This window comes from Streptomyces tagetis (assembly GCF_018069565.1).
GTDB lineage: Bacteria > Actinomycetota > Actinomycetes > Streptomycetales > Streptomycetaceae > Streptomyces > Streptomyces tagetis.
The window spans coordinates 104764-131053 of record NZ_JAGPNL010000002.1; the positions used below are offsets into that span (position 1 = coordinate 104764).

Consider the following 26290-nt stretch of genomic DNA (forward strand, 5'->3'; position numbering starts at 1 on the left):
CCGGCGGTGTTGCGCTGCATCACTTTCCCATATCCGCGGGACCGGTCGGGGCCTGCGGACATGGAGAGTGTACGCATAGCGCACAGGTGTGCGTTCGTCTGGCGCACGACTGTTCAGATGTGTATGGTCCTCTCCAACGCACGTCGGGCCCGTCGACGCGGGTCCCCCTTCCCTGGAGGAACGGTGAAGTCCCCGATCATGCGAAGAAGAACAGCACTCGCCGGAGCAGCAGGACTGGCGCTCTCCCTCAGCGCGTGCGGCAGCGGCGGTTCCACGGCCGGCGGGGGCTCCCCCTCGTCGAAGAAGCCGGTGACCGTGCAGGCCGGGTTCATCCCGGTCATCGACGTCGCCGCGCTCTACCTGGGACAGCAGCAGGGCCTCTTCTCCGACCATGGCCTCAAGCTGGACATCAAGACCGGCCAGGGCGGCGCCGCGCTGGTGCCGCCGGTGGTCAGCGGGCAGTACCAGTTCGCGTTCAGCAACGTCGTCTCGGTCCTGGCCGCCCGCAGCAAGGGCCTGCCCCTGAAGATCATCGCCGCCGGCTCCAACTCGACCGGCGTGGACGGCAAGGACGTCACGATGATCCGCGTCCGCGAGGACAGCCCCATCAGGACCGCCGCCGACCTCGAAGGCAGGAAGGTCAGCGTCAACACCCTGAACAACCTGCTCCAGATGCTCGGCGAGGTCGCCGTCACCGCGGCCCGCGGCAACCCCGACAAGGTCAAGTTCGTCGAACTCCCCTTCCCCGACGCGGTCACCGCGCTGAAGAAGGGCGACATCGACGCCATGGTCACCGCCGAGCCGTTCGACACCATCGCCGCCCAGAACGGCACCCGGGTCATCGCCTCGCCCTACCTGGAGATGTCCGACGGCAGCCTGACCACCTCGGTCTACTTCACCTCCGAGGACCAGCTCAAGAAGAACCCCGGGCTGTTCACCCGGCTCAAGGCCGCCATCGACGCCTCACTGACCTACGCGAACGCCCACCCCGACGAGACCCGGGCGCAGCTCGCCTCCTTCATGACGATCGACCCGGCCGTCGCCAAGAAGGTCACCCTGCCGACGTTCTCGCCGCAGATCCCGGAGGCGTCCGTCGACGCGTTCGTGAAGGCCGCCGGCAAGTACGGCATCATCGACCGCCCCCTCGCCTACCACGACCTCGTCTGGTCGGGGACGGCCGGCTGACATGACGACCAGGCTCCGCAGCGATCTGGAGGCCGGCACCTCCCGCTGGGCCGTACGCAGGGCCGAATGGCGCTCCCTGGGCATCACCGACGAGGAGATGGCCCGGCCGAAGATCGCCATCGTCAACTCCTCGTCCGACCTGGCCGCCTGCTTCGCCCACCTCGACGGCATCGTGCCGGTGCTCAAGCAGGCCGTCCGCGACGCGGGCGGACTGCCCTTCGAGATACGCACCGTCGCCCCGTCCGACTTCGTCACCAGCGCCGGCGCGGGCGGCCGGTACGTCCTGCCCACCCGCGACCTCATCGTCAACGACATCGAGGTGGTCGTCGAGGGTGCCCTGCTCGACGGCATGGTCTGCCTCAGCTCCTGCGACAAGACCGGCCCCGCCCACATCATGGCGGGCGGCCGGCTCGACGTGCCCACCCTGCTCGTCGCCTGCGGCTACCAGCGCAGCGCCCTGCACGAGGACGGCGGCCCCGACATCGAGGACGTCTTCCTGCACGCCGGGCACACCGCCCTGGGTCGCACCTCCGCCGAGGACCTGCTCGCCATGTCCGAGAGCGCCATCCGGGGCCCCGGCGTCTGCGCCGGCATGGGCACCGCCAACACCATGCACATGGCCGCCGAGGCGCTCGGCATGACCCTGCCCGGCACCACCCCGACCCGGGCCAACGGCACGGTGATGTGGGAGGCCGTCCACGCGGCCGGCCGCCGCATCGTGGAGATGGTGCGCGAGGGGCTGACCGCCCGTACCGTGCTCACCCCGGCCGCGATCCGCAACGCCGTCACCGTGATGCTCGCCGTCGGCGGTTCGATCAACTCCGTCAAGCACCTCCAGGCCATCGCCGTGGAGGCCGGACTCGACGTGGACGTGTGGCGGACGTACGAGGAACTGGCCGACCGGGTCCCCGTTGTCACCGCCGTACGCCCCAACGGGCCCCACCTCATCGAGGAACTGGACGACGCGGGCGGCACCCGGGGGGTCCTGCGTACCCTCGCCCCGCTGCTCGACACCGGCACCGTCGGCGTCACCGGCCGCCCCCTCGCCGAGCTGATCGCCGAGGCGCCGGAACCGGACCCGACGTACGTCCGCCCTTTGCAGGAACCTTTCTCCACGCGGCCGTCCGTCGTCGTCCTCCGTGGCTCCCTCGCCGCGGACGGGGCGATCGTCAAACTGCCCGTCGACGAGGAACGCCCCCTGCGCTTCCGCGGCCCGGCCCGCTGCTACCCCTCCCGGGAAGCCGCCGTCGAGGGGCTCGCCGCCGGGGAGGTGCGCGAGGGCGAGGTCGTCGTCCTGCGCGGGATGGGACTGCACGGCGGACCCGGCATGGCCATGGCCTCCGCGTTCGTGTTCGCCCTCGACGGCGCCGGCCTCGGCGAGAAGGTCGCCGTGGTCACCGACGGCCAGCTCTCCGGCCTGGTCAACAAGGGCATCGTGGTCGGCGAGGTCGCGCCCGAGGCCGCCGTCGGCGGCCCGCTCGGCCGGGTCAGGGACGGTGACGTCATCACCATCGACCTCACCACCCGCACCGTCGACCTGGAGGTCGACCCGGACGTCCTCGCCGGCCGCGAGACCGCCCCGGCGGAGACCGTCCGGACGCCGGGCTGGCTCGCCGCGTACGACCGGACCGTCACCAGCCCCGCCTGCGGCGCCGTCCTGGCCCGCCCGGAGTGCGGCACCGCATGCGGGACCCCTGCCGGGCGCACCCCCGACCCCGACCCGGCCGCCGGGCCGAGCCTCGACCGCACCCCCGACCCCGACCCCGCCGCCGGACGGACCCCCGATCCGGCCGCCGGGCCCACCCCCGACCCCGACCCCGCCCCCGGGCGGACCCCCGCCCCCACCCCCGGAGGCGCCAGATGACCGCACTCGACACCGCCCCGCCGGGCCAGGCACCGCCCGTCACCACCCCGCGCCCGCGCGGGCGCCGGCCGCGCGTCGCCCCCTTCGTCGGGATCGCCGTCGCCGCGCTGATCGCCGAGATCGTCCCGCGCACCGGCGTGATCGCCGACGGCGTGCTGCCACCGCTCAGTTCCGTCGTCGCCGAACTCGTCAGCGAGGCCGGCGAGGCCACCCTGTGGCAGGCCCTCGGCCGCACCCTGCGCACCTGGGCCATCGGCCTCACCGCCGCCGTCGTCGCCGGGGTCGCCGCCGGACTCCTCATCGGACTCGTGCCCGTGCTCCGCGCGGTCACCGCCTCCACCGTCGAGTTCCTGCGGCCCATCCCCTCGGTGGCGCTCATCCCGGCGGTCATCCTCATCTTCGGCACCGACTTCGAGTCCGGCGTCGTCCTCATCGTCTACGCCGGCTTCTGGCAGGTGCTCGTCCAGGTCCTCTACGGCATCCAGGACGTCGACCCGGTCACCTACGACACCGCCCGCTCCTACCGCTTCGGGCTCCGCGCCCGCGTCCTGCACGTCGTCTGGCCCACCACGCTGCCCTTCGTCTTCACCGGGATCAGACTCGCCGCCTCGGTCGCCCTCGTCCTCGCCATCACCGGCGAACTCGTCATCGGCACCCCCGGCATCGGGCAGCTCATCTCCGTGGCGCAGAGCAGCGGCGCCACCACCCGGATGTTCGCCCTCGTCCTGCTCACCGGCCTCCTCGGGACGCTGGTCAACGTCGGCTTCCGGTACGCGGAGCGGGCCGCGCTCGGCTGGCACCCCTCCGTCCGGCGATCGGAGAACGCCCGATGAGCCTCCTGCGCCGCACCCTGCTCGCCCTCGGCCTGCCCGCCGCGCTCGTCGCCCTGTGGTGGGTGACCAGCGCCGGCAGCACCAGCTACTACTTCCCGCCGCTGCCGGAGATCCTCGACCAGTTCGGCCGCCTCTGGCTCTCCAGCCGGTTCACCGCCGACGTCGTCCCCAGCATGCTCCGGCTCCTCGCCGGGTTCACCGTCTCCGCCGTGCTCGGCGTGGCCCTGGGCGTCGCCCTCGGCCTCACCGACGCGCTGCGCCGCGGCGCCGAACCGGTCCTGGAGTTCGTCCGGGCCGTGCCGCCCACCGTGCTCGTCCCGGTCATCGCCATCGTCGCCGGCATCGGCGACGGCTCCAAGACGCTGGTCATCGTCTCCGGCTGCGTCTGGCCGGTCCTGCTGAACACCGTCGAGGGCGTCCGCGCCGCCGACGAGGTCATGGTCGACACCTGCCGCGTCTACGGCGTCCACGGCACCGCCCGGCTGCGCCATCTGGTGCTCCCCGCCGCCGCCCCGCAGATCGCGGCCGGACTGCGGCAGTCCCTGTCCATCGGGCTGATCCTCATGGTCATCGGCGAGATGTTCGCCGCGACCAACGGACTCGGCTTCAGCATCGTGCAGTTCCAGCGGACCTTCGCGATCCCCCAGATGTGGAGCGGCATCATCCTGCTCGGCCTCATCGGGTTCGTCCTGTCCGCGTTGTTCACCGTCGTCGAGAAGCGGGCCCTGCGCTGGTACCTGGGCCTGCGCGAGTCGCAGAGGAGGAACGGCTGATGACCGAGATGGTCACCGTCAAGGGCCTCAACAAGGTGTACGAGTCCACCGGCCGCCGCGTCGAGGCGATCGGCGACATCACCTTCGCCGTCGCCCGGGGCGAGTTCGCCTGCATCGTCGGCCCGTCCGGCGCGGGCAAGACCACCCTGCTCAAATGCCTCGCCGGACTCCTCGCCCCCACCGCGGGCGAGGTCCGGATCGACGGCACCCCCGTCACCGGGCCCCCGCCCGGCATGGCCGTCGTCTTCCAGGAGTACGGGCGCAGCCTCTTCCCCTGGAAGACCGTGCGGCAGAACATCGACCTGCCGCTGCGCCAGAAGAAACTGCCCCGGGACCGGCGCGAGAAGCTGGTCACCGAGTCCCTCGCGGCCGTCGGCCTCGCCGACGCCGGCGACTCCTACTCGTGGCAGCTCTCCGGCGGCATGCAGCAGCGCGTCGCCATCGCCCGCGCCATCGCGTACGAACCGCAGGTGCTGCTCATGGACGAGCCGTTCGCCGCCGTCGACGCGCAGACCCGCGCCGACCTCGAAGACCTCGTACGCTCCCTGTGGCGGTCCCTCGGCATCACCACCCTCTTCGTCACCCACGACATCGACGAGGCCGTCTACCTCGGCGAACGCGTCCTCGTCCTGTCGGCCTCGCCCACCCACGTCCTCGACGACGTACGCATCGGCCTGCCCGCCGACCGCGACCAGGTCACCAGCCGCTCCACCCCCGAGTTCGCGGCCCTGCGCGCCCGGGTCCACCGCGGCATCCAGGACGCCAAGGCCGGCCGCCGCGGCACGGGAGCCGCCGCATGAGCGCCCACACGGACGAAGGCTCCGGCACCCCCGTCCTGCTCTCCGCCTCGCTCGGCACCACCGCGGCGATGTGGGCACCCCAGCGCGAACGCCTGCGCGACGAGTACCGCGTGATCGCCTACGACCACCGAGGCCACGGCGACTCCCCGGCGCCGCCCGGACCGTACCGGCTCGCCGGCCTCGTCGACGACGCCCTGGCCCTGCTCGACACCCTGGGCATCGACTCCGCCCACGTCGTCGGCGTCAGCCTCGGCGGCACCGTCGGACTCGCGCTGGCCGCCGGCCACCCCGACCGGGTGCGCAGCCTCGTCACCGTCAACTCGCCCGTCGTCGCCGACGACCCGGAGTTCTGGCGCGACCGCGCCGCCGCCGTCCGCGCCCAGGGCATGACCGTCGCCACCGGCGGCCTGCTCGGCCGCTGGTACGCGCCCGAGGCCGCCGCCGCGCCCACCGCGCTGATGACGGAGACCGTCGCCGGCGTCGGACGGCTCGACCCCGAGGGGTACGCCGCCTGCTGCGAGGCCATCGCCGGCATCGACCTGCGCGAACGGCTCGCCGACGTCCGCTGCCCCGTCCTCGCCGTCAACGGCCTGGCCGACGCCGTCGTCCCCGCCCACCACGCCCACACCATCGCCGCCCGCGTGCCCGGCGCCCGCCACCTCGCCCTGCCCGGCGCCGGACACCTGCTCACCCAGGAAATCCCCGACCGGCTGCACACCCTGCTCACCGAGCACTGGACCGGGCCGGACCAGGACCCGGCAGCCACCGGGCCGACCCACCGAGAGGACGTCACGTGACCGCCTACGTCACCGAACCCACCCGCAGGACCCCGGTGCTGGGCGAATGGGAGGTCGTCGTCCTCGGCGGCGGCCCCGCCGGACTCGCCGCCGCCACCGCCGCCGCCCGCGCCGGACGCACCACCCTGCTCGTGGAGAAGAGCGGCTACCTCGGCGGCGCCGGGACCGGCGGCGGACTCTCCACCTTCTGCGGCATGTACTCCAACGTCCACGGCGAACACGTCCTGACCGTGCGCGGCCACGCCACCGAACTGCTCGAACGCATCGACCGGCTCGGCGGACTGCGCGCCCCCCACCTCTCCTTCGGCGACCGCATCCAGGCCCAGGCGTACGACATCCCCGCCTACCGCAGCGCCGCCGACGACCAGGTGCTCTCCTCCGGGGCCCAACTCCTCTACCACGCCTTCGCGGTCGGCGCCGTCACCGGCGAGACCACCGTGGACGGGATCGTCGTCGAGTCCAAGTCCGGCCGCGGCGTCCTGCGCGCCGGGATGGTCATCGACTGCTCCGGCGACGGCGACCTCCTCGCCTGGACCGGCACCGCCCACGAGAAGGCCGACCCGCACGGCACCATGCTCTACCCGTCCACCATGTTCCGCATCAACGCCGTGGACGACGAGCGCGCCGGGCCCGCCTGGAAGATCCTGCCCCGCCTCATGGACGAGGCCGTCGCCGCGGGCAGGCCCCGCTTCCCCCGCCGCGGCGCCATCGTCCGCCCCCAGCGCGACGCCATCGAGTGGCGGGCCAACGCCACCCAACTGCGCAACCCGGACGGCAGCGCCGTGGACGGCACCGACGTCTGGCAGCTCACCCACGGAGAGGTCCAGGGCCGCGCCCAGGCCCAGGAGGTCTTCGGCTTCATCCGGGAGAACCTCCCCGGCTTCGAAGGCGCCTACATCGTCGACATCGGCCCCGAGATCGGCATCCGGGAGACCCGCCGCCTGATCGGGCGGTACCTGCTCACCGAGGAGGACGTCCGCTCCTGCGCCCGCTTCGAGGACTCCATCGGCCTCAACGGCTGGCCCGTGGAGGCCCACGTCGACGGAGACCTCGACATCCGCTGGCCCTACGGCGACGACCCGGTCGGCTACAACCAACTGCCCTACCGCATGCTCGTCCCCTCCGAAGGCCCCGGGAACCTGCTCGTCGCCGGACGGTGCGCCTCGATGACCCACGACGGCCAGTCCGCCGCCCGGGTCGCCGGCCCCTGCTTCGCCATGGGCCAGGCCGCCGGCACCGCCGCCCACCTCGCCCTCAAGGACCGCGTGAGCGCCGCCGACGTCGACGTCACGGCCCTGCGCGCCGAACTCGAAGCGGAAGGAGCGTGTCTGACGCTGTGAGGACGACATGCAACTGAGCCCCGCCGACGAACGCATGCTGGCCGGCGACCACGGCCCCGCCGTCGCCGCCGCCCTCGACCTGCTCGTACGCTACGGCGACCTGATGGGCGCCGAACGGCTCGTCGACACCGACAACGTGTGCGGCGCCAACATCTTCGGACCGCGCCACGCCCGCGTCCTGGGCACCACCGACCCGGCCGCGCTCTTCTCCCGCTTCTCGCTCGACCTGGACGCCACGGTGGACGTCCCCCCGTTCCGCGCCCACAGTTGCCAGCTCATCGGGCCCCGGGACCGGGACCGGTGGGACCTCCAGGGCATCACCCCGGACGACGCCGCCGCCATGGACGACAGCGAGCGCTACCTCGCCGAGAAGGGCGTCGACCTGCTCTCCACCTGCACGCCCTACCAGGTGGGCAACGTCCCCCGGTACGGCGAGCACTGCGCCTGGATGGAGTCCTCCGCCGTCGTCTACATCAACTCGGTCCTCGGGGCCCGCACCAACACCGAGGGCCGCGAGTCCTCGGCCGCCTCCATGCTCACCGGCCGCACCCCGTACTGCGGTTACCACCTGGACGCGCACCGCCGCGCCACGCACCTCGTCGACGTCCGGCACCCGGTGCGCACCACCGAGGACTGGAACGTCCTCGGCTACTGGGTGGGCCGCCAGGTGCAGGACGCCGTCCCCGTCCTCACCGGGCCGGGGCTGACCGGCGCGACCGGGGTGCCGACCCCGGTGCAGCTCAAGCAGTTCGGCGCCGCCGCGGCCTCCTCCGGCGACGTCGAGATGTTCCACCTGCCCGGGGTCACCCCCGAGGCCAGGACGGTGCCGGAGGCGCTGGGCGGCCGGGAACCCGCCGCCGTCTCCGTCTACGACGCCGGGGCACGCGCCGCCACCGTCGCCTCGCTCTGCCGCACGGCCACCGACCGCGACGTCGACTTCGTCATGATCGGCTGCCCGCACGCGTCGCTGGAGCAGGTACGCGAGGTCGCCCGGCTGCTGGAGGGCCGCCGCCTCGCCGACTCCACCGCCCTGTGGGTCTTCACCCCCCGCGCGCTGCGCACGGTCGCCGAACGCAGCGGCTACGTCGCCGCCATCGAGAAGGCCGGCGCCCGCGTCCTGTCCGACACCTGCCCCGCGATCGGGCAGTTCCTGCCCCCGGGCACCCGCGTCTTCGCCACCGACTCCGCCAAGCAGGCCCACTACCTGCCCGCGATCATGGGCGTCCAGGGCTGGTTCGGTTCCGTGCGGACCTGTGTCACCGCCGCACTCGACGGGCGGTGGCCCGATGCCTGAGCTGCTGCGGGGACGGGGGGTCGTCGCCGGCCGGGCGAGCGGACCGGCGCTGGTCTGCACGGCACCCGTCTCCGGCTGGGGCGGCATCGACCCGGCGACCGGCACCATCGTGGAGAACGGCCACCCCCAGCACGGCCGGAGCGTCGCCGGTACGGTCCTCGTCGTGCCCGGCGCCAAGGGCTCGTCCGGCTGGTCGGGCCAGTTCCACCTGGCCAAACTCCTGGGCACGGCACCCCTGGCCATCGTGTTCGGCCACATGAACAGCAAACTGGCCCTCGGGCTCGCCGTCCTGCGCGTCCCGGCGGTGACCGGCCTGGCCACCGCCGGGGCGATCCGCACGGGGGACGGGCTGGAGGTGGACGGCACCGCCGGCACCGTACTGATCCGAAGGGAAGGCTGACCATGGACACGCTGCGCATCGACGGACGGGTGGTCCTGGTGACCGGCGCCGCCGCGGGCATCGGCCACGAGATCGCCCGCGCCTGCGCGGCCGAGGGCGCCGTCGTCCACCTCGCCGACGTGGCGGACACGGTCCACGAGGCGGCGGCGGGAATGACCGGCCTCCGGGCGGCCGTCGCCCACGTGTGCGACGTGACCGACCCGGAGGCGGTGCGCCGCCTCGTCGACGACGTGATCGCCGCCTCCGGCCGCCTCGACGTGGCCTACCTCAACGCGGGCGTCAACGGCGTCCCCTCGCCGCTCCAGCCCGGCGGCGCCATCGACGACCTGCCCTTCGCGGACTGGCGCCGGGTCCTCGACGTCAACCTCGACGGCCTCTTCCACTGCCTCCAGCGGTGCGCCGGGGTCATGAAGGCCCAGCGGTCCGGCAGCATCGTCGTCACCGCCTCCACGGCGGGCCTGCGCGCGGAGCCCCGCGTCAGCTACCCGTACGTGGTCTCCAAGGCCGCGGTCCTGGGCCTCGTCCGCCAAGCCGCCCTGGAACTCGCCCGGTTCGGCGTCCGCGTCAACGCCCTCGCGCCGGGCCCCGTGGTCACCGGCATCGGCGGCCCCGGCCCGCGCCCCGCCGCCGCCGTCGCCGCCTGGGAGGACTCCGTGCCGATGCGCCGCTGGGGCACGCCGGCCGACCTCACCGGACTGGCGCTCCTCCTCGCCTCGGACGCGTCGGGCTGGATGACCGGCGGCACCTACGTCGCCGACGGCGGCGCCACCGCCCTGACCCAGGTCCTCAGCGACACCCTGCCGGGGCCGGACGAGGGATGATCCCGCCCGGGGAGCCCCCTCCGGTTCCCCGCCTCGGCGGACCTGCCGGCGGCCTCGCGCCATCCCCGGAACCGTGCGCCGTGCCCTCACGGGCTCACCGAGTGGCGGCTCGCCAGAAGCCGGACCCCGGTCACGTACCCGATATCCGACTCCGGCGGGCCGCGGCGGGCTGCGGCGGGCAGGGCACGCCGGCCGGCGCGGTCGCGGCCCGGCCCTGTGCCCGTGTGCGCGGGTTCAGCCGGTGGGAATCCCGGCGCGGTTCCTTCTCCGGCGGGCGTGGATCTCGCACAGCGACACCGCGATGGCCGCGAGGACGAGGGGGAAGGCGATGGCGTCGGCTATCCGGGTGACGCCGAAGGCACGCAGGAGGCCGGCGCCGAGCGCGATCAGGACGAGGGACAGGGGGAGGTATCCGCGCCACGCGGGAAGGTGCCGCATCCGGGCGACGGTGAGCGAGCACCAGAGCGTGAGGCAGAAGACCGTGATGCCCACGGCGGCGATGGCGATCGGCATGAGGAGAACGTTCTCCGTAGGGAGTGGGGGCGTTCCGTTCGAGAGCGGGGCCCGTGCGGCGCGGGAGGGACGGTGCCCGGCGGAGCGTCTGCGCGGGGGCACCATCCTAGAGGCGGCGGCGTGGTGAGGATCTTCCGTCGGGCGGGGAGCCCCGGGGTCCGCCCGGCCCTCCCCGGGCTCGACGCCGCTCGGCTCCTTGCCTCATAGGCAAGCGCCTTGCCTCCATGGTAATGGCCTGTCTATACCTGGTCGCAGCACATTCTGCCGACACCGGCAGGTGCTCGTCTCCGTGGGACATGACCGCCCGACCCGTGGGGACGCGGGGCGACGCGGGAACGGAGAAGGGGATGCGACCACTGTGACGGCCGGCAAAGGCGGAGTCCCGGGTATCAAGCGGGACGTGCCCACGGCGATCCACGTCCAGATCTCGGAGCACATCCGGCTGCGGATCGCCGCCGGTGAGTGGCCGCCGCACTACCGTCTCAAGAGCGAGCCGGAGCTGGCCCAGGAGTTCGGTGTCAGCCGTGGCACCCTGCGCAGGGCGCTGACCACGCTCATCGAGGAGGGTCTGCTGCGGCAGGTGCGGGGCCGGGGCACCTTCGTGACCTCGACGACGATCGAGCCCGCCATCGCCCAGAAGCTGAGCACCCTCTCCGAGGACTTCGCCGACCAGGGTGTGGTGACCACGACCACGGTGCGCGAGTGCGCGCTGATCGCGCCGCCCAAGCCGGTCGCCGCCCTGCTGGACGTGGCCCCCGGTACCCGGGTCCTGCGTCTGGTCCGGGTCCGCCGTACCGAGCAGGGGCCGGTGGCCCTGCTCTTCAACTTCGTCCGCACCGACCTGGCGCCGGGCATCGAGGAGGTCGACTTCACCTCCTCCAGCCTCTTCGGCGTCCTGGAGGGCACCTACGGACTGAAGATCGCCACGGCCCGCCGCACCTTCGGCGCCGAGGCCGCCGGCGCCGACGTCGCCGACTCCCTCGACCTCGCCGAAGGCGCCCCGGTGCAGTACCTCCAGCAGGTCACCTACCTCGCCGACGACCGCCCGGTCGAGTACTCCGACGTCTGGATCCACAGCGGGCGGCTCGGGGTCACGCCCCTCCTGCTGCGCCGCTGAGGAGGCGAAGCCGGGCCGGGGCACCGGACCTGGACGACACCTTCCGATCCGGCCGTCAGCGGTCCCGGCGGGCGTTGAGGCGGGCGGCCTGGCGGGTCAGGTGGTCGCGTTCGGCCAGGTTGGGGGCGAGGCGGGCCGCCTCGGCGTAGAGCCGGGCCGCCGTCGCCGGGTCGCCGTCGCGCTCGTGGAGGTACGCCGCGACCGCGGTGTGCCGGGGCACGGAGTCGTCCAGTGCCGCGAGTGCCGCCAGGCCGGCGCGCGGTCCGTCGGCCTCCCCGACGGCGACGGCGCGGTTGAGGCGGACGACGGGGCTGTCGGTGAGGCGGGTCAGCTCGTCGTACCACTCGACGATCTGCGCCCAGTCGGTCTCCTCGGCGGTGGGCGCGTCGGCGTGGAGGGCCGCGATGGCGGCCTGGGCCTGGAACTCGCCCAGTCGGTCGCGGGCGAGGGCCGCCTGGAGGATCTCCACGCCCTCGGCGATCAAGGCGGTGTCCCACCGGCCGCGGTCCTGTTCGGCGAGGGGCACGAGGCTGCCGTCGGGCGCGGTCCGGCCGGCCCGCCGGGCGTGGTGGAGCAGCATCAGGGCGAGCAGCCCCGCCACCTCGGGGTGATCGGACACCGCCGCGAGCTGCCGGGTGAGCCGGATCGCCTCGGCGGCGAGGTCGACGTCGCCGGAGTAGCCCTCGTTGAAGACCAGGTAGAGGACGCGCAGCACGGTGGCGACGTCGCCGGGGCGGTCGAACCGTACGCCCGAGACGGTCCGCTTGGCGCGGCTGACCCGCTGCGCCATGGTCGCCTCGGGCACGAGGTAGGCGCGGGCGATCTGGCGGGTGGTGAGCCCGCCCACGGCGCGCAGCGTGAGCGCGACCGCGGACGACGGCGTCAGCGACGGGTGGGCGCAGAGGAAGTAGAGCCGCAGCGTGTCGTCCACCGAGGGCGCGGGCCCCGGCGCCGGCTCCTCCTCGACGAGGTCCTCGCGGCGGCGCCGGGCGGCGTCCGCCCGGGTCGCGTCGAGGAACCGGCGCCAGGCGACGGTGACCAGCCACCCCTTCGGGTCCCGCGGCGGGTCGGCCGGCCAGACGCGGACGGCCTCGACCAACGCGTCCTGCACGGCGTCCTCGGCCGCCGCGAAGCCGGCTCCGCGGCGGACGAGGATCGTGAGCACGCTCGGGGTGAGGCTCCGGAGCAGGGCCTCGTCCATCGGTGCCGTCACTCGGTGACGGTGGGCGGCGCGGTCAGGAACGGGCGCACCTCCAGCCACTCGTGGATCGGCTTGCCACCCGCTCCGGGGGCGGCGGACAACTCCCCGGCCAGTTCGACGGCGCGCTCGTAACCGTCGACGTCGATCACCATCCAGCCGGCGATGAGGTCCTTGGTCTCCGCGAACGGGCCGTCGGTGACCGGCGGGCGCCCCTCGCCGTCGTACCGGACCCAGGCGCCCTCGGGGGCGAGGGCCTGGCCGTCGACGAACTCGCCGGTCCTCTCCAGCCGGTCCGCGAAGTCGTTCATGTACCGCACGTGGGCCGTGATCTCCTCCGGCGCCCACCGGTCCATCGGCACGTCGTTGACCGCGGCCGGAGCGCCCCGGTAGTGCTTGAGCAGCAGGTACTTCGCCATCGTCGCTCTCCTCGGTGCTGGTGCGGCCATTGTGGCCACGCTCACCCCGGGGACGGAGCCACGCCCGGCTCCTCGACATCCCCGGCCCAACTTTTTTCCCACGTTCGCGTGAGCGCCGGCCGGCCCGGAGGAACACGTGCCGGGCCCACGGGCCCCGACGGCGCCGAGGGGGCGTGCCCCCGCCGCCGCCCGCACGGTGCGGCCCCGCCCCGTGGGTACCCTCCGGCCTTCGTACGATGAGGTGTTCTGACACGCGCGGACGGAGGGGGCCGTTGATGCTGGCTGCTGTCGCCGACTCGCCCGGCCGGCTCGCCGAGGTCCTGGCCGTCCGGGAGGTCGACGGTCCCGGGGCTCCCGGCGCCGGTGAGGTGGTGGTGCGGATGCTCGCGTCGACCGTCAACCCCTCCGACGCGGTCACCGTCTCGGGGGCGTACGGGTCACGGACGTCGTTCCCCTTCATCCCGGGGTTCGAGGGCGTCGGCGTGATCGACTCCGTCGGTCCGGGGGTGCCCGCCGACGCGGTGGGCCGGCGTGTGCTGCCGCTCGGGTCGGCGGGGAACTGGCAGCGGTACAAACGGCTCGGGTACTCCTGGTGCGTCCCGGTACCGGACGACCTTCCCGACGAGGTCGCCTGCTTCGCCTACATCAACCCGCTGACGGCCACGCTGATGGTCGAACGGTTCTGCCCGCCCGGCGCGCGGAACGTCGTGGTCACGGCCGCCACGTCGGCCATCGGCGGGCACTTGGCGGAACTGCTCACCGACCGGGGCGTCACGCCGGTCGGCGTCGTCCGGGGAACGCCGGGGCGGGCCGTGGCCGATCCGGCCCGGTGGCGCAAGGTGGTCCGCACGGACGACGGCGGATGGCGCGACCGGCTGCGGGCTGCCGTCGGACCGCGGGGTGCCGAGGTCGCCCTCGACTGCGTCGGCGGCGAAACGGGCGGCGCCGTCTACACGCAGACGGCGGCCGACGGTACGTTCGTCCACTACGGCCTGCTGTCCGGAACGCCGCTCCCGGTGGAACGCCCGAGCGGTCGCGGCGGCGCCCGGGTGGAGTTCTTCCGCCTGCGCGACACCGTGCACGGCGACGGGGGACGGGACGGGGAACAAGACGGGGAACAAGACGGGGAACGCGACGGGGGACAGGGCCTGTCCGCACTCTTCGCACCCGTCTTCGCGAACCTGCGTCGCGGGCGGCTGCGCACGGCCGTGGGGGTCCGCGTCGGGCTCACCGGACTCGCCGACCACCTCAGGAACCCGGCGCCCGGCCCTCCGGGCAAGATCCTCGTCGACGTGCGGAGGTGACCGCCCCGCACCACCTGATCGGCCGCGGTGCCGCCTCCGGGGCCGCCACGGGCACCGTCCCCTCCTCCGGAGCCGGCCGCCCGGCCGAGCCGACCCGGGCCATCCGTCCTCGACCCCCGGCCGCAGGGGCGCTCGCGGGGTCCGAGGTGGCACAGTGGCGGCATGTGCGGCCGTTACGCATCCACCCGTGGCCCTCAGGACCTGACCAGCCTCTTCGACGTGACCGAATGGCACCCCGAGGAGGAACTGTCCCCGAGCTGGAACGTCGCACCCACCGACCCGGTGTACGCCGTCCTGGAACGGCCCGCCCGCGACGACACCGACCGGGTGCGCCGTGAGCTGCGCGCGCTGCGGTGGGGGCTGGTGCCCTCCTGGGCGAAGGACCCCAGGGGCGGCGCGCGGATGATCAACGCGCGGGTCGAGACCGTCCACGAGAAGCCCGCGTACCGCCGTGCCTTCGCCAAGCGCCGCTGCCTGCTGCCCGCCGACGGCTTCTACGAATGGGACCCCGTCAAGGACGAGGCGACGGGCCGGACCCGCAAGCAGCCGTACTTCATCCACCCCGACGACGGCCAGGTCATGGCCCTCGCGGGCCTGTACGAGTACTGGCGCGACCCGGAGGTCGAGGACGACGGCGATCCGGCCGCCTGGCTGATGACCTGCACCATCATCACCACCGATGCCACCGACGAGGCCGGCCGCGTCCACCCCCGCATGCCGCTGGCCCTCGCCCCCGACCACTACGACGCCTGGCTCGACCCCCGCCACCAGGACACCGACGAGCTGCGCGCCCTGCTCATCCGGCCCGCGGGCGGGCGGCTCACCGCCCGGCCCGTCTCCACGGCCGTGAACAGCGTCCGCGACAACGGCCCCCACCTCCTCGACCCCGCCACCTGACCGACGGCCCGGCCGGCCCGCCCTCGTGCGCGGCGGAAGCCCTCCACGGTCAACCGGACGGTCATCCCCGCACCTCCGCGACGGCGCTCCGTATCTCGTCGAGGGTCTGCCGGGCGATGTCGCCGAAGTCCTCGGTGCCGGCCGGGTCGCTCCACCGCTCGTAGGCGGCCTTCAGGGCCAGGCCGCCCAGCTCCGCCGTCACCCGGGCGGCGAGGCCGGGAACGCCCCGGCCGGCTATCGCCCGGCCCATCGCGGCGGTGAGGCCCGCTTCCTTCAGGGCCTCGCGTTCCCTGAGGTCGGGGTGGGCCTCGATCACCGCTCGCCGGCGGAGGGTGAACGGGCGGCGGTCGGCTGTGAAGACGTCCCGCCCGAGCGCGTCGAGCCCGTACTCCACCGCGTCGAGGGGACCCGCCTGCGCGGGCGCGGCGGCGATGGCGGCCACGAGCGGCCCGGCCGGCGCGTCCTCGGCGAAGAGCACCCCGCGCTTGTCCTGGAAGTGCCGGAAGAAGGTGCTCTTGGCGAGCCCGGCGCGTCGCGCGATGTCGAGCACGGTCGTCTCCTCGTAGCCCCGCTCGGCGAAGAGTTCGAGGGCGGCGTCGGCGAGACGTTGCCGTGCGTGGGGTTCCCAGCGAGCCATGTGCCCACCTTACGGGACTTGGTCTCATCACCCTGTACGGTGACAGGACCAAGTCCCCTCACTGATCGTGGAGGCACGTCATGAGCCGAGCCGTCATGTACGAGACGTTCGGAGGACCGGAGGTCCTGGAGGTGCGCGAGGTCCCGGAGCCGCACGCGGGAGCGGGCGAGGTCCGGGTGCGGGTCGCCGCCGTCGGCCTCAACCCCATGGACTGGGTGCTGTCCTCCCGGCCGGAGATGGCGGAGCGGTTCGGTGTCACCCTGCCCTCCGGCTTCGCCGCCGACTTCGCCGGCACGGTGGACGAGGTCGGCGAGGGGGTCTCCGGCTTCGCCGTGGGCGACCGGGTCCACGGATCGGCGACGGGACGGGCCGCCGCGGACTTCGTGGTGATCGCCCCTGACAGCGCGCGCACCCTGCTCCGCACCCCGGCGGAGATCGACGACCGGGTCGCCAGCACGCTCCCGGTGGCCGGGCTGACCGCCGCGGCGGCGCTCGCGGCGATCGGCGTACGGGCCGGTGACACCGTCCTCATCGGCGGCGCGGCGGGCGGCGTCGGCGTCTTCGCCGTCCAGCTCGCCCGGCTCGCCGGTGCCCGCGTGATCGGCACCGCCTCCGAGGGCACCTTCGACTTCCTCCGGCGCCTGGGCGCCGACCCCGTCGCCTACGGACCCGGTCTGGAGGAGCGCGTCCGCGCGATGGCGCCCGAAGGCGTCAGCGGGGCGGCCGACCTGCACGGCACCGAGACGGTCGAGGCGGCCCTCGCGCTCGGCGTCCCGCCGGAGCGGATCTCCACCATCGCCGCGGGCCCCGGCCAGGCCGGGGGAGTGCGCGCCACCGGAGGCTTCGACGCGGACCCGCGGGACCTGGAGCGGATCTCCGAGGCCGTCGTCGCCGGAGAGATCACCGTGCCGATCCACGCCACCTACCCCGTGGAGGAGATCCGGGAAGCCGTGCGGGTGCAGGCGGACCGTCACGTCCACGGGAAGATCGTGGTCGATCTCTGAAGCCCGCGTCACGCGGGGCGGGCGCCGGGACCCGGCGCCCGAGCGGGGACCCGTCGGCCGGCGGGCCCCGGCCGGCCCTCGCCGGTCCGGCCTCAGGACGTCGCGGTGACGGAGTGGGGCTGTGCCCGCGCCGCGGCCTCGGCGGCCAGCCGCCGGCGGCGCGTGGCCGGTCCGAAGAGGGCGAGGACGATGGCGCCGACCGTCCACGTACCGGCGATGAACATGAAGACCGCCTTGTAACCGACGCCGTTGTAGATACCGGCGATCATCAGCGGGCCCACCGCGTTCGACAGGCGCCCCAGACCGTAGGCGATGCTGGTGCCCAGCGAGCGGCCGTTGGTGTTGAACAGCTCGGGGGAGTACGCGTACGCCAGGGCCGTGTAGCCGCGCTCGAAGAGGTTGACGAGGAACCCGAAGACGACGATGAGCACCGGGGTGAACGTCAGCCCGTACATCAGGCCGGACGCGGCGATGACCAGCCCGAAGACCACCAGGCACCACTTGCGCTCGAAGCGGTCGGTCACCATCGCCGCGAGGAAGGAGCCGAGCGGCGCCCCGACCGTCGTCAGGGCGACGTAGAAGATCGAGTCCTCCACGCTGACGCCCTCGGCGGCCAGCAGGGTCGGAGCCCAACTGGAGTAGCCGAAGAAGCCGATCGTCTGCGTCACCCACAGGACCGACAGCAGGAGCGTCGGGTAGAGGAACTTCTTGTCCCTGAGCATCCCCAGACCCGGCTTGACCACCGGGCCCTGCGGCTTGGGCTCCTGCGCCGCGGGCAGCTCACCGAACTCGGACGCCGCGCTCGCCTCGATGCGCGAGAGGACCGCCTCGGCCTCCTCGTGGCGGCCACGGGACTCCAGCCACTGCGGGGACTCCTCCAGCTTGCGCACGAAGAACAGGAAGAGCACGCCGAGCGAACCCCACAGGTAGACCAGGCGCCAGGACCAGTCGGACATCGGCACCACGGCGGAGGCGATGAGGTTGGTGGCGGGGGTGCCGCAGATGCCGATGACGATGGCGTACGCCTGGTACTTCCCGCGCTTGGCGCTGGGGAACAGCTCACTGATGTAGACGACGGCGACGACGGTCATCGCCGACAGACCCGCCGAGGTCAGCACCCGGAAGACGCCGAGGGACCAGATGTCCCAGGCGAAGACGCAGGCGAACGACCACACGGTGAACCACAGCGTGGTCACGGTCAGGGTCCGTTTGCGTCCCATCCGGTCGGCCAGCCCGCCGGCCACGATGGCGCCGATGAACATGCCCACGAAGGACGAGGACGTCACGTAGGCGATGTGGTTGACCTCGGCACCCCACTGCTCGCGCACCACCGGGGCGGTGATGGCGAAGGTGTTGATGTCCGCGAACTCGAAGAAGTACGCGAACGCCACCGCGACGAGGGTGGTCTTGTGGAACTTGGAGATCGGCAACCGGTCGAGCCGGTTCGCCGCGTTGATGGTGCGGATGTGCTGCACTGCACGCTCCTGAGAGGGGGGACCCGGCGCCGTCGCCGGGCCGGGGTGACGTCAGCGGGCCTCTTCGGGCCAGTAGAGACGCAGGGGGTTGTCGACGAGCAGGGCCTGCTGCCGGGCCGGCGTGGTCGCCACGTGCGGGATGTGGTCGACGAGCAGACCGTCGTCGGGCATGTGGTCCCTGAGGTTCGGGTGGGGCCAGTCGGTGCCCCACAGGACCCGGTCGGTGAACTCCTCGACGACCGTGCGGGCGAACGGCACGACGTCCCGGTAGGCGTGCCGCTCCCCGTCGAGGGCGGGCGGGCCGGTCACCGTCAGGCGCTCCGGGCAGGAGACCTTGACCCAGACGTCGTTGGCCTCCACGAAGCGCAGGAAACGCGCGAACTCGGGGCCGTCCGGGCTGCGGGTGACGTCGGGGCGCCCCATGTGGTCGATGACGAGGGGGACGGGCAGGGAGGCGAAGAACGTCTCCAGACCGGGCAGGTCCGCCGCCTCGAAGTACAGGACGACATGCCAGCCCAGCGGCGCGATGCGGCGGGCGATGGCCTCCAGCGCCTCGGTGGGCGCCGCGTCGACCAGGCGCTTGACGAAGTTGAAGCGCACGCCGCGCACGCCGGCCTCGTGCAGGCGCCGCAGTTCCCCGTCGCCGACGTCGGGACGGACGGTCGCCACCCCGCGCGCCCGCCGGCCGGCGCTCAGCAGGGCGTCCACCAGGGCGCTGTTGTCGGCCCCGTGGCAGGTGGCCTGCACGATGACGTTGCGGTCGAAGCCGAGGTGGTCGCGCAGGGCGAACAGGTCGTGCCGGGAGGCGTCCACGGGCGTGTACTTGCGCTCGGGGGCGAAGGGGAACTCGGCGCCGGGGCCGAACACGTGGCAGTGGGCGTCGACGGCCCCCGGCGGCGGGACGAACCGGGGCGTGCTCGGGCCGCGGTACCAGTCGAGCCAGCCGGGGGTGACCGTGAAAGCCGGGTCGTTCATGGGGAGGTGCTCCTCGGGACGTCAGTCGACATAGGTCAGGCCCAGCTCGGCCAGGGGGCCGCGCATCGCGTACAGGTCGAGGCCCAGCTCACCGGCGCGGAACCGGGCCCGCTTGCCCTCTTCGGCGGCCTCACGCCTGGCGGCGGCCTCGGCGACCTCGGCGGCCCGCGCGGCCGGGACGACCACCACGCCGTCGGCGTCGGCGACGACCACGTCACCGGGGTTGACCAGCGCGTTGGCGACGACGACGGGGACGTTGACCGAGCCGAGGGTGGCCTTGACGGTGCCCTTGGCGCTGATGGCGCGGGAGAAGACGGGGAAGTCCATCCGGCGCAGGTCGTCCACGTCGCGGCAGCCGCCGTCGATGACCAGGCCCCGGGCGCCGCGGGCGCGCAGCGAGGTGGCGAGCAGCTCGCCGAAGAAGCCGTCCTCGCTCTCGGTGGTGCAGCCGGCGATCACGACGTCGCCCTCCCGCACCTGCTCGGCGGCGACGTGCAGCATCCAGTTGTCGCCGGGCTGAAGCAGCACGGTCACGGCGGTGCCGCAGAGCTTCGCGCCCTCGTAGACGGGCCGGATGTAGGGGCGCATCAGGCCGAGGCGGCCCATGGCCTCGTGCACGGTGGCGACCCCGAACTCCGACAGGGCCTCGACGGCGGCGCGGTCGGCGCGTTCGATGGTCCGGTGGACGACTCCGAGGTGGTGCATGGTGAGGCTCCTTGTTCTTGTCGTTCTTGTCGTTCTTATCGTTCTTAACGTTCTTGGCTTTTTTGTCGTTCTTGGCGTTCTTGGCGGGACGGGAGCGGCCGGGGGCGGGGGAAGACCGGCGGGGCGCCCGCCTTCCCCCGCGTCGCGGGTGGGGCTCAGCGGCCCTGGGCGGTCAGGCGGGCGTCCAGGAGCGGGAAGACCCGCCGGGCGTTGCCCTCCTGGAGGGCCGACAGGTCCTCGGCGGACAGGCCCGCGTTCTTGACGTAGCGGTAGGTGTCGTCGAAGTAGTGACCGGTGCGCGGGTCGACGCCGCGGACGGCACCGATCATCTCCGAGGCGAACAGGAGGTTGTCGAGGGGGATCACGTCCAGCAGCAGGTCGATGCCCGGCTGGTGGTAGACACAGGTGTCGAAGAAGACGTTGCGCAGCAGCGACTCCTCCGGGTCGGGCCGGTCGAGCATCTGCGCCAGACCCCGGAAGCGGCCCCAGTGGTACGGCACCGCGCCGCCGCCGTGCGGGATGATCAGGCGCAGCTCGGGGAAGTCGGCGAACAGGTCCCCGGCCATGAGCTGCATGAAGGCGGTCGTGTCGGCGTTGAGGTAGTGCGCCCCGGTGGTGTGGAAGGCCGGGTTGCAGCTCGTGGAGACGTGCACCACGGCCGGTACGTCCAGCTCGACGAGCTTCTCCCAGACCGGGTACCACGAGCGGTCGGTCAGCGGGGGAGCGGTCCAGTGGCCGCCGCTGGGGTCCGGGTTGAGGTTGACGGTGACGGCACCCAGGTCCCGTACGGCCCGTTCGATCTCCGGGACCACGGTGGCCGGGTCCACCCCGGGCGACTGCGGCAGCATCGCCCCGGGGACGAACCGGTCGGGGTACAGCTCGGAGACGCGGTGACACAGGTCGTTGCAGATGCGGGACCAGGTCGAGGAGGTCTCGAAGTCGCCGATGTGGTGGGCCATGAAGGAGGCGCGGGGGGAGAAGACGGTGACGTCGATGCCGCGCTCGTTCATCAGCCGTAGCTGGTTGGCCTCCAGGGACTCGCGGATCTGGTCGTCGCTGATGACGGGACCGGCCGGATCGGGTGCCTGCACCGGGTCGGTGAGCGCGGCGGCCTGGGCCTCGCGCCAGCGGCCGAGGGGGGCGGGGGCCGTGGTGTAGTGGCCGTGGATGTCGATGATCACGCGGGCTTCTTCTCCTGAACGGTGGGAACGGGGTCCCAGACGGAACGGGGGACGAGGACGTCGCCCGCCATGAGGAGGCGGGCGGTGCGCAGCAGAGCGGAGCGCGTGATCCGCCGGGGGTCGTCCGGGTCGCGCGCCAGGGTGACGCCGAACTCGCCGGACGGGTGCTCGACGGAGACCGTGGGGTGGGTGCCGGACACGGCGGCGGCCACGTCGTGGGCGACGCTGCCCTCGAAGACGCAGGCGGTGGCGGCCGTGACGGCGGCCAGCACGCCGATGGACTGATGGCACACCCGGGGGATGAGGCTGCGGGTGGAGAGGGTGCCGCCGTGCCGGGGCGGCGCGACCAGCGTCATCTTCGGGTAGTTCCGCGTCGTGACGTCGCCCAGCCCCATGGCCGCGCCGCACACCAGGCGCAGCGCCTCCACCCGGGCGCGGAGGGCGTCGTCGGCGTCGATCTCGGCCGGTGTCTCGTAGCCGGTGGCGCCCAGGCGCTCGGCCGCCACGATCACCAGGGGCTGGCCGTTGTCGATCAGGGTGACGTCGACCGGACCCACCGCGGGCACGTCGAGGGTGTCCCGTACGCGCCCGGTGGGCAGGAGCGATCCGGCGACGGAGCCGGCGGTGTCCAGGAACCCGATCTCGACCGGAGCGGCGGTGCCGGGGACGCCGTCGACGCGGGCCGTCCCCTCGTAGGCGACGTGCCGGTCCCCCGAGGGGCCGGCCGGGGTGGCGACGGTGATCTCGCAGACCATGCCGGTGTTGCGGGTCAGCACACGGGCGGTGGTGCGGTCGCCGGTGGGCGCGATCATGCCGGTCTCGACGGCGAACGGCAGCACGGCGGCGAGCATGTTCCCGCAGTTGGACGACGTGTCGACCACGTCCCCGGCGGGCTGGACCTGGGCGAAGGTCCACTCCAGGTCGACGGCGGCCTCGGCGGCCGGGCGCACCAGGCCGATCTTGCTGGTCAAGGGGTGCGCGCCGCCGACGCCGTCGATCTGCCGCGGATCGGGGGAGCCCATCGCCGCCAGCAGTACGGCGTCCCGGACGCCGGTGTCCTCGGGCAGCAGCCGTGCGTCGAAGAACGGCCCCCGTGACGTACCGCCCCGCATGAACAGGCAGGGGATCGCGGTCTGGGAGCCGCGCCTGGTGACCTCGGGGGCCCCGGCGGCTGCTACGGCGGGCATGGCCGCTCCTTCGTGAACGGGGGTATGCAGAGGAAACTAAATCATCAACGAGATTGTTGACAAGATGTTCCGATGAAATTGCCGATCTTTGGGGTCCCGGGTGAGGTCGCACCCGGCCCGCACACTAGGGTTCTCCCTGCACGAGTCGTCGACGGAAGACGACGTAAGACGGTGGAAGACGCGGGAAGACGAGGGAAGGGGTCGACCGAGTGACGGACAAGCTTACGGGCGCCGCCGGCCGGCAGTACGTGGCGGACGCCATCAGGCATGCCCTGCGCTCCGGGGACCTCGTACCCGGGCAGCGGCTCGTCGAGAACGACCTCGCCGAGTCCTACGGGGCGACCCGCGGCGCCGTCCGGGAGGCACTACAGGACCTCGCCGCCGAGGAGATCGTCGAAATCATCCCCCGCCGGGGCGCCCGGGTCCGCGCGGTCTCCGTCGAGGAGGCCATCCAGATCACCGAGTGCCGCTCGGTGCTGGAGCAACTGTGCGCCCGCAAGGCGGCCGAGCGGGCGGACGGGGAACAGCGCGCGGAACTGAGCCGGATCGGCACCGACATGCGCCAGGCCGTCGCCGACGGCGCGTGGGACGCCTACTCCGCCCTCAACCAGCGGCTGCACGAACTCGTCGTCGAGGCCAGCGGCCAGGAGGTCGCCCGGCGCCACCTGGAGCGGCTCAACGGTCCGATGGTGCGCTTCCAGTTCCGGCTGGCCCTGCGCCCGGGACGCCCCGCCCAGTCCCTGCCCCAGCACCTGGCCATCATCGACGCGGTGGTCGGCGGCGACGCCCCGGCGGCGGCCCGCGCCGCCGCCGCCCACCTGGACGACGTGATCGACCAGCTCCGCGCCTCGGCCGACCCCGCCCCCACCCGGACACCACCCCGGCCCTGACCGGGCGGACCCGGCGGGGTGCGGGGCGCGGGGCGGACCCCGCGACCCCGCTCGGGCGTTGCCGCGCCACCAGGTGCCGGCCGGACACGCCCGGCCCGGCCGGCGACGGACGGCGTCCGTCAGCGACGGGCGGCGATCCGGCCTGCGGAGTGGGCGTGTGCGGCGCGGGGGAGAAGGGCCGTGAGCAAGACGGTGGGTTCGACACCGAGTTCGAGGTGAAGCATCCGCGAGTAGCTCCGGTACTGCCGAACTGCCTCCGAGAGGTTTCCCTCCGCGATGTGCGCCTCGATCAGGACACGCTGGGCCGTCTCACGAAGAGGGTCGGCGGCCACGGCGCTCAGCCCCACCTCGATCGCGCACCGGTGCTCTCCCGCCTGGGTGAGCCGGCGGCACAGCGTCTCCAGGGCGTGCAAGCGAATCTGCCGGAACCTCTCCCGCTCGATGACCGCCCACTCATCCGGCCAGTCCGGGAGCAGATCGTGACTCAGGCAGTCGGGCAGATGTCTCTCAGTGCGCTCACCCGTTTCGAGCAGACGCAACCAGCGGGCGGCCTCGTGCACGTCCACTTCCACGGAGCCGCACAAGCGCAGATGAGAGTGGTGGTCGACCACCACGTGCGGTGCGGCCCGCCGGACCTGCCAGAGGCTGGTCCGCAGCGCGGCGCTGGATCTCTCGTCCGGAAGGTCCGCCCACAGCCGTGTGGCGACGAGGCTGCGGTGCGGCGGCCTCTGGCACATGGCGAGGAAGGCCAGCAGGCGCTGGGCTCCCCCTTGCAACCGGATGTGTCCACCGTGATCGCTGAGTTCGAAAGTCGGCAGCAGGCGAAGGCGGACACCCGGCCCTGCCGAGACGTCTCCTGGATGATGGTCATTCCCGGACATGCATCCCCCTAGGTCGGACGCGCCACCGCGGCGCGGGAGATCGCTTGCGGACGCTGCGCAGTATTGCCCCCTTGCTCTCGCCCTCGGTGACGGATCGTGGGCCTTCGGCCGCCAAGTTCACCCAGGTGGACGCGTCATGCTCCGCAAAGGAATCGCCGGCCTGGGCGGGCACCCCTCGTAAGCGGCTGACCGGCACGTTTCGCCTGTGCTGACGGCGCGTCGACGCCGCATCGACGTGGGCGTCGACGCCGCCGCGACGCGGCTTTCCACATGCTCCGACACGAGCGGCACGACAGAGACGGGACACCACTTCTCCAGCATGTGCGCATGGCCGGATTCAGTGGAGTCAGCGCGGTGGGCAGGAGTCTCGAACGTCTCCTCAACCTGGCCTTCATCAGCGCACAACCGGTTCCGGGGGAGTCGACCAAAGCCGTCCTGATCCGGACCGACGATCTGGATCTGGCCCAGAACACGGAGATCCGGTTCCCGGCGCTCTCCTTGCTGCTCTACCGCGTGGACTTCGACAAGAGCACGCGGGCGAGCTGGTCCGCGCGCGGTTCGCAGGACGGCCGCTCCTATCTCCCGCTGGACCTGCATTACCTGCTCACGCCCTGGGCGGACAACGCCGAACACGAACACCTCATCCTGGGCCGCACGCTTCAGGCGCTGGACGACGTCGCGGTGCTCTCGGGACCGCTGCTCGACCATTCCGGGGAATGGGAGCCGGACGAGGGGGTGCAGTTGCTGCTGGAGGACGTGTCCATGGACGACCTCATGCGCACATTCGAGGCGCTCTCCGTGGACTTCCGGCTCTCCCTCCCGTACGTCGCTCGCGTGGTGGTCGTCACCGGGCCGTCGGTGGCGCCTCCAGCGGACACCCTCACCGTGGTCACCGGGGCGCGGCTGTGACCGGCCCGCTGCCCCCTGCCCCCCAAGGCCCCTTCCTCGCCGCGGCCCCGGTGGTGCGGACACACCGGCTCGCCCTCGGCCTCCAGGTCGTCGATGCGCTGCGCGGTGAGCCGGCGGACGTCGCGGTCGCGGTCGAGGAGGTGCCGCCGTCGCACGCGATGCCCCGGCCGGCAGTCCGGGAGGCAGCGGCAGCGCTCTACAACCCGGGCATGGGCTTGCCGCGATTGACGCGGGGACGGCACCCCGGCCGGTTCCGGCTGCTGTTCGGCGACCGTGTCGCACCTCCCGTACGGGTACGCGTCTACGACACCGCCCGCCGCTTCGTGCCCCGCCGTCTGGAAGTGCCGTTCGCCTCGCTCGCCGCCGTCCTCGCCGAGGAGGCGTCCGGGGCCAGGCCGGCGGCCAGGGCCCGGCGGATCGCGGTCTTCCCCGGCACCGCGTACAGCCCGCAGGGCAACGCCACCGGGGTCCGCGGCCGGGTGGTCGGCCCGACGGGCGGGCCGGTGCGCTGGGTGCGCGTCACGGCCTGGCATTCCGCCCTGGGCACCGTGCTCGGACATGCTCACGGAGACGACCGCGGGGAGTTTCTCCTGGTCCTCGGGGTCCCGCCGACGAGCCACGCGAGTCCCAGCGGCTCCGCCTTCACCGTCCGGCTGACGCTGGCGGCACGGTCGACGCCGCCCCCCGCCGGTTCGGCCGTCACGCGGCACGATCCCTTCGCAGACCTGCCGCTTGAGGTGCTGCCGCCGGTCGGTACGCCGGACGACGTCTCGGACGGCATGACCGTGCCCGACGCACACGCGGCCCGCAGCACGGTCGTCGTGCCGTTGTTGCTCGGCCGGTTGGTGAGTCCCCCCAGTCCGTTCATTCTCCCCTGAGCCCCCATGAGGA

General features: G+C 73.2%; 27 protein-coding genes. 17 read left to right on the forward strand and 10 right to left on the reverse strand.

What is annotated here, in order from left to right; all coding sequences use genetic code 11:
- Positions 1–183 precede the first annotated feature (183 nt).
- Genes J5Y05_RS08810 through J5Y05_RS08855 form a run of 10 tightly spaced genes read left to right on the forward strand, consistent with a single transcriptional unit; the run spans position 184 to position 10107 of the window.
- Entirely contained in the window at positions 184–1185 is a 1002-nt protein-coding gene (locus J5Y05_RS08810) for an ABC transporter substrate-binding protein (RefSeq protein WP_210870029.1), read from the forward strand.
- Position 1186: 1 nt separating this feature from the next.
- Positions 1187–3049, forward strand: a complete 1863-nt coding sequence (gene ilvD / locus J5Y05_RS08815) for a dihydroxy-acid dehydratase (RefSeq protein WP_210870031.1) — start codon at positions 1187–1189, stop codon at positions 3047–3049.
- Complete coding sequence (locus tag J5Y05_RS08820) at positions 3046–3882, forward strand: ABC transporter permease (RefSeq protein WP_210870033.1); 837 nt, start codon at positions 3046–3048, stop codon at positions 3880–3882. The genes ilvD and J5Y05_RS08820 overlap by 4 nt, the downstream gene beginning before the upstream one ends.
- Positions 3879–4655 (forward strand): ABC transporter permease, encoded by a 777-nt coding sequence (locus tag J5Y05_RS08825; protein WP_210870035.1) that lies wholly within the window; start codon positions 3879–3881, stop codon positions 4653–4655. Before J5Y05_RS08820 ends, J5Y05_RS08825 begins: the two co-directional genes overlap by 4 nt.
- Positions 4655–5455, forward strand: coding sequence for an ABC transporter ATP-binding protein (locus J5Y05_RS08830; RefSeq protein WP_210870037.1), 801 nt, complete (start codon positions 4655–4657; stop codon positions 5453–5455). The genes J5Y05_RS08825 and J5Y05_RS08830 overlap by 1 nt, the downstream gene beginning before the upstream one ends.
- Positions 5452–6252 (forward strand): alpha/beta fold hydrolase, encoded by an 801-nt coding sequence (locus J5Y05_RS08835; protein ID WP_210870039.1) that lies wholly within the window; start codon positions 5452–5454, stop codon positions 6250–6252. The genes J5Y05_RS08830 and J5Y05_RS08835 overlap by 4 nt, the downstream gene beginning before the upstream one ends.
- Complete coding sequence (locus tag J5Y05_RS08840; protein WP_210870040.1) at positions 6249–7592, forward strand: FAD-dependent oxidoreductase; 1344 nt, start codon at positions 6249–6251, stop codon at positions 7590–7592. Before J5Y05_RS08835 ends, J5Y05_RS08840 begins: the two co-directional genes overlap by 4 nt.
- Positions 7593–7599: 7 nt before the next feature.
- Positions 7600–8886, forward strand: coding sequence for an aconitase X (locus J5Y05_RS08845; protein WP_210870061.1), 1287 nt, complete (start codon positions 7600–7602; stop codon positions 8884–8886).
- Entirely contained in the window at positions 8879–9286 is a 408-nt protein-coding gene (locus J5Y05_RS08850) for an aconitase X swivel domain-containing protein (protein WP_210870063.1), read from the forward strand. The genes J5Y05_RS08845 and J5Y05_RS08850 overlap by 8 nt, the downstream gene beginning before the upstream one ends.
- A gap of 2 nt (positions 9287–9288) precedes the next feature.
- Complete coding sequence (locus J5Y05_RS08855; protein ID WP_210870065.1) at positions 9289–10107, forward strand: SDR family NAD(P)-dependent oxidoreductase; 819 nt, start codon at positions 9289–9291, stop codon at positions 10105–10107.
- Positions 10108–10341: 234 nt separating this feature from the next.
- Here J5Y05_RS08855 and J5Y05_RS08860 read toward each other — a convergent pair whose 3' ends face one another.
- Positions 10342–10620, reverse strand: a complete 279-nt coding sequence (locus tag J5Y05_RS08860; protein WP_210870067.1) for a hypothetical protein — start codon at positions 10618–10620, stop codon at positions 10342–10344.
- Between the two features lie 358 nt (positions 10621–10978).
- Between J5Y05_RS08860 and J5Y05_RS08865 the strand changes: the two genes are divergently transcribed.
- Positions 10979–11737, forward strand: a complete 759-nt coding sequence (locus tag J5Y05_RS08865; RefSeq protein WP_210870069.1) for a GntR family transcriptional regulator — start codon at positions 10979–10981, stop codon at positions 11735–11737.
- 55 nt (positions 11738–11792) lie between these two features.
- On the opposite strand, the gene J5Y05_RS08870 is transcribed toward J5Y05_RS08865, so the two are convergent.
- Both J5Y05_RS08870 and J5Y05_RS08875 read right to left on the reverse strand, forming a co-directional pair.
- On the reverse strand, positions 11793–12938 hold the full coding sequence (locus tag J5Y05_RS08870) for an RNA polymerase sigma factor (RefSeq protein WP_210871391.1): 1146 nt from the start codon (positions 12936–12938) through the stop codon (positions 11793–11795).
- 8 nt (positions 12939–12946) lie between these two features.
- Entirely contained in the window at positions 12947–13354 is a 408-nt protein-coding gene (locus J5Y05_RS08875) for a YciI family protein (RefSeq protein ID WP_210870072.1), read from the reverse strand.
- A gap of 275 nt (positions 13355–13629) precedes the next feature.
- Between J5Y05_RS08875 and J5Y05_RS08880 the strand changes: the two genes are divergently transcribed.
- The gene (locus J5Y05_RS08880) at positions 13630–14658 is read left to right on the forward strand and encodes a zinc-dependent alcohol dehydrogenase family protein (RefSeq protein WP_210870074.1); all 1029 of its coding nucleotides are present in this window, start codon (positions 13630–13632) and stop codon (positions 14656–14658) included.
- Between the two features lie 162 nt (positions 14659–14820).
- Complete coding sequence (locus J5Y05_RS08885; RefSeq protein WP_210870076.1) at positions 14821–15555, forward strand: SOS response-associated peptidase; 735 nt, start codon at positions 14821–14823, stop codon at positions 15553–15555.
- Between the two features lie 61 nt (positions 15556–15616).
- Here the strand turns inward: J5Y05_RS08885 and J5Y05_RS08890 are convergent, their stop codons facing one another.
- Positions 15617–16192, reverse strand: coding sequence for a TetR/AcrR family transcriptional regulator (locus J5Y05_RS08890; RefSeq protein ID WP_210870077.1), 576 nt, complete (start codon positions 16190–16192; stop codon positions 15617–15619).
- Positions 16193–16272: 80 nt separating this feature from the next.
- On the opposite strand from J5Y05_RS08890, the gene J5Y05_RS08895 reads away from it, so the two are divergent.
- A complete protein-coding gene (locus J5Y05_RS08895) occupies positions 16273–17196 on the forward strand; it encodes an NADP-dependent oxidoreductase (protein ID WP_210870079.1) in 924 nt (307 codons plus the stop codon).
- 92 nt (positions 17197–17288) lie between these two features.
- On the opposite strand, the gene J5Y05_RS08900 is transcribed toward J5Y05_RS08895, so the two are convergent.
- The 5 genes from J5Y05_RS08900 to J5Y05_RS08920 all read right to left on the reverse strand — a co-directional run bounded on the left by J5Y05_RS08900 (position 17289) and on the right by J5Y05_RS08920 (position 22719).
- The gene (locus tag J5Y05_RS08900; RefSeq protein WP_210870081.1) at positions 17289–18671 is read right to left on the reverse strand and encodes an MFS transporter; all 1383 of its coding nucleotides are present in this window, start codon (positions 18669–18671) and stop codon (positions 17289–17291) included.
- 51 nt (positions 18672–18722) lie between these two features.
- A complete protein-coding gene (locus tag J5Y05_RS08905; RefSeq protein WP_210870083.1) occupies positions 18723–19646 on the reverse strand; it encodes an amidohydrolase family protein in 924 nt (307 codons plus the stop codon).
- Between the two features lie 21 nt (positions 19647–19667).
- Entirely contained in the window at positions 19668–20351 is a 684-nt protein-coding gene (gene ligK / locus J5Y05_RS08910) for a 4-carboxy-4-hydroxy-2-oxoadipate aldolase/oxaloacetate decarboxylase (protein ID WP_210870085.1), read from the reverse strand.
- 155 nt (positions 20352–20506) lie between these two features.
- The gene (locus J5Y05_RS08915) at positions 20507–21532 is read right to left on the reverse strand and encodes an amidohydrolase family protein (protein ID WP_210870087.1); all 1026 of its coding nucleotides are present in this window, start codon (positions 21530–21532) and stop codon (positions 20507–20509) included.
- A complete protein-coding gene (locus J5Y05_RS08920) occupies positions 21529–22719 on the reverse strand; it encodes a 4-oxalomesaconate tautomerase (RefSeq protein ID WP_210870089.1) in 1191 nt (396 codons plus the stop codon). The genes J5Y05_RS08915 and J5Y05_RS08920 overlap by 4 nt, the downstream gene beginning before the upstream one ends.
- 209 nt (positions 22720–22928) lie before the next feature.
- On the opposite strand from J5Y05_RS08920, the gene J5Y05_RS08925 reads away from it, so the two are divergent.
- A complete protein-coding gene (locus tag J5Y05_RS08925; protein WP_210870091.1) occupies positions 22929–23609 on the forward strand; it encodes a GntR family transcriptional regulator in 681 nt (226 codons plus the stop codon).
- A 119-nt stretch (positions 23610–23728) separates the two neighbouring features.
- On the opposite strand, the gene J5Y05_RS08930 is transcribed toward J5Y05_RS08925, so the two are convergent.
- Positions 23729–24490, reverse strand: coding sequence for an AfsR/SARP family transcriptional regulator (locus J5Y05_RS08930; protein WP_210870093.1), 762 nt, complete (start codon positions 24488–24490; stop codon positions 23729–23731).
- 327 nt (positions 24491–24817) lie between these two features.
- On the opposite strand from J5Y05_RS08930, the gene J5Y05_RS08935 reads away from it, so the two are divergent.
- Both J5Y05_RS08935 and J5Y05_RS08940 read left to right on the forward strand, forming a co-directional pair.
- Positions 24818–25399, forward strand: a complete 582-nt coding sequence (locus J5Y05_RS08935) for a Pvc16 family protein (protein ID WP_210870095.1) — start codon at positions 24818–24820, stop codon at positions 25397–25399.
- The gene (locus J5Y05_RS08940; RefSeq protein WP_210870096.1) at positions 25396–26277 is read left to right on the forward strand and encodes a hypothetical protein; all 882 of its coding nucleotides are present in this window, start codon (positions 25396–25398) and stop codon (positions 26275–26277) included. Before J5Y05_RS08935 ends, J5Y05_RS08940 begins: the two co-directional genes overlap by 4 nt.
- The last annotated feature ends 13 nt before the right edge of the window (positions 26278–26290 follow it).

Coding starts and splice junctions, on each gene's coding strand:
- J5Y05_RS08895 (WP_210870079.1), top strand. CDS start 16,273: ATGAGCCGAGCCGTCATGTACGAGACGTTCGGAGGACCGGAGGTCCTG.
- J5Y05_RS08890 (WP_210870077.1), bottom strand. CDS start 16,192: ATGGCTCGCTGGGAACCCCACGCACGGCAACGTCTCGCCGACGCCGCC.
- J5Y05_RS08930 (WP_210870093.1), bottom strand. CDS start 24,490: ATGTCCGGGAATGACCATCATCCAGGAGACGTCTCGGCAGGGCCGGGT.
- J5Y05_RS08860 (WP_210870067.1), bottom strand. CDS start 10,620: ATGCCGATCGCCATCGCCGCCGTGGGCATCACGGTCTTCTGCCTCACG.
- J5Y05_RS08825 (WP_210870035.1), top strand. CDS start 3,879: ATGAGCCTCCTGCGCCGCACCCTGCTCGCCCTCGGCCTGCCCGCCGCG.
- ilvD (WP_210870031.1), top strand. CDS start 1,187: ATGACGACCAGGCTCCGCAGCGATCTGGAGGCCGGCACCTCCCGCTGG.
- J5Y05_RS08850 (WP_210870063.1), top strand. CDS start 8,879: ATGCCTGAGCTGCTGCGGGGACGGGGGGTCGTCGCCGGCCGGGCGAGC.
- J5Y05_RS08875 (WP_210870072.1), bottom strand. CDS start 13,354: ATGGCGAAGTACCTGCTGCTCAAGCACTACCGGGGCGCTCCGGCCGCG.
- J5Y05_RS08845 (WP_210870061.1), top strand. CDS start 7,600: ATGCAACTGAGCCCCGCCGACGAACGCATGCTGGCCGGCGACCACGGC.
- J5Y05_RS08830 (WP_210870037.1), top strand. CDS start 4,655: ATGACCGAGATGGTCACCGTCAAGGGCCTCAACAAGGTGTACGAGTCC.
- J5Y05_RS08880 (WP_210870074.1), top strand. CDS start 13,630: ATGCTGGCTGCTGTCGCCGACTCGCCCGGCCGGCTCGCCGAGGTCCTG.
- J5Y05_RS08920 (WP_210870089.1), bottom strand. CDS start 22,719: ATGCCCGCCGTAGCAGCCGCCGGGGCCCCCGAGGTCACCAGGCGCGGC.
- J5Y05_RS08935 (WP_210870095.1), top strand. CDS start 24,818: ATGGCCGGATTCAGTGGAGTCAGCGCGGTGGGCAGGAGTCTCGAACGT.
- J5Y05_RS08820 (WP_210870033.1), top strand. CDS start 3,046: ATGACCGCACTCGACACCGCCCCGCCGGGCCAGGCACCGCCCGTCACC.
- ligK (WP_210870085.1), bottom strand. CDS start 20,351: ATGCACCACCTCGGAGTCGTCCACCGGACCATCGAACGCGCCGACCGC.
- J5Y05_RS08855 (WP_210870065.1), top strand. CDS start 9,289: ATGGACACGCTGCGCATCGACGGACGGGTGGTCCTGGTGACCGGCGCC.
- J5Y05_RS08870 (WP_210871391.1), bottom strand. CDS start 12,938: ATGGACGAGGCCCTGCTCCGGAGCCTCACCCCGAGCGTGCTCACGATC.
- J5Y05_RS08885 (WP_210870076.1), top strand. CDS start 14,821: ATGTGCGGCCGTTACGCATCCACCCGTGGCCCTCAGGACCTGACCAGC.
- J5Y05_RS08905 (WP_210870083.1), bottom strand. CDS start 19,646: ATGAACGACCCGGCTTTCACGGTCACCCCCGGCTGGCTCGACTGGTAC.
- J5Y05_RS08835 (WP_210870039.1), top strand. CDS start 5,452: ATGAGCGCCCACACGGACGAAGGCTCCGGCACCCCCGTCCTGCTCTCC.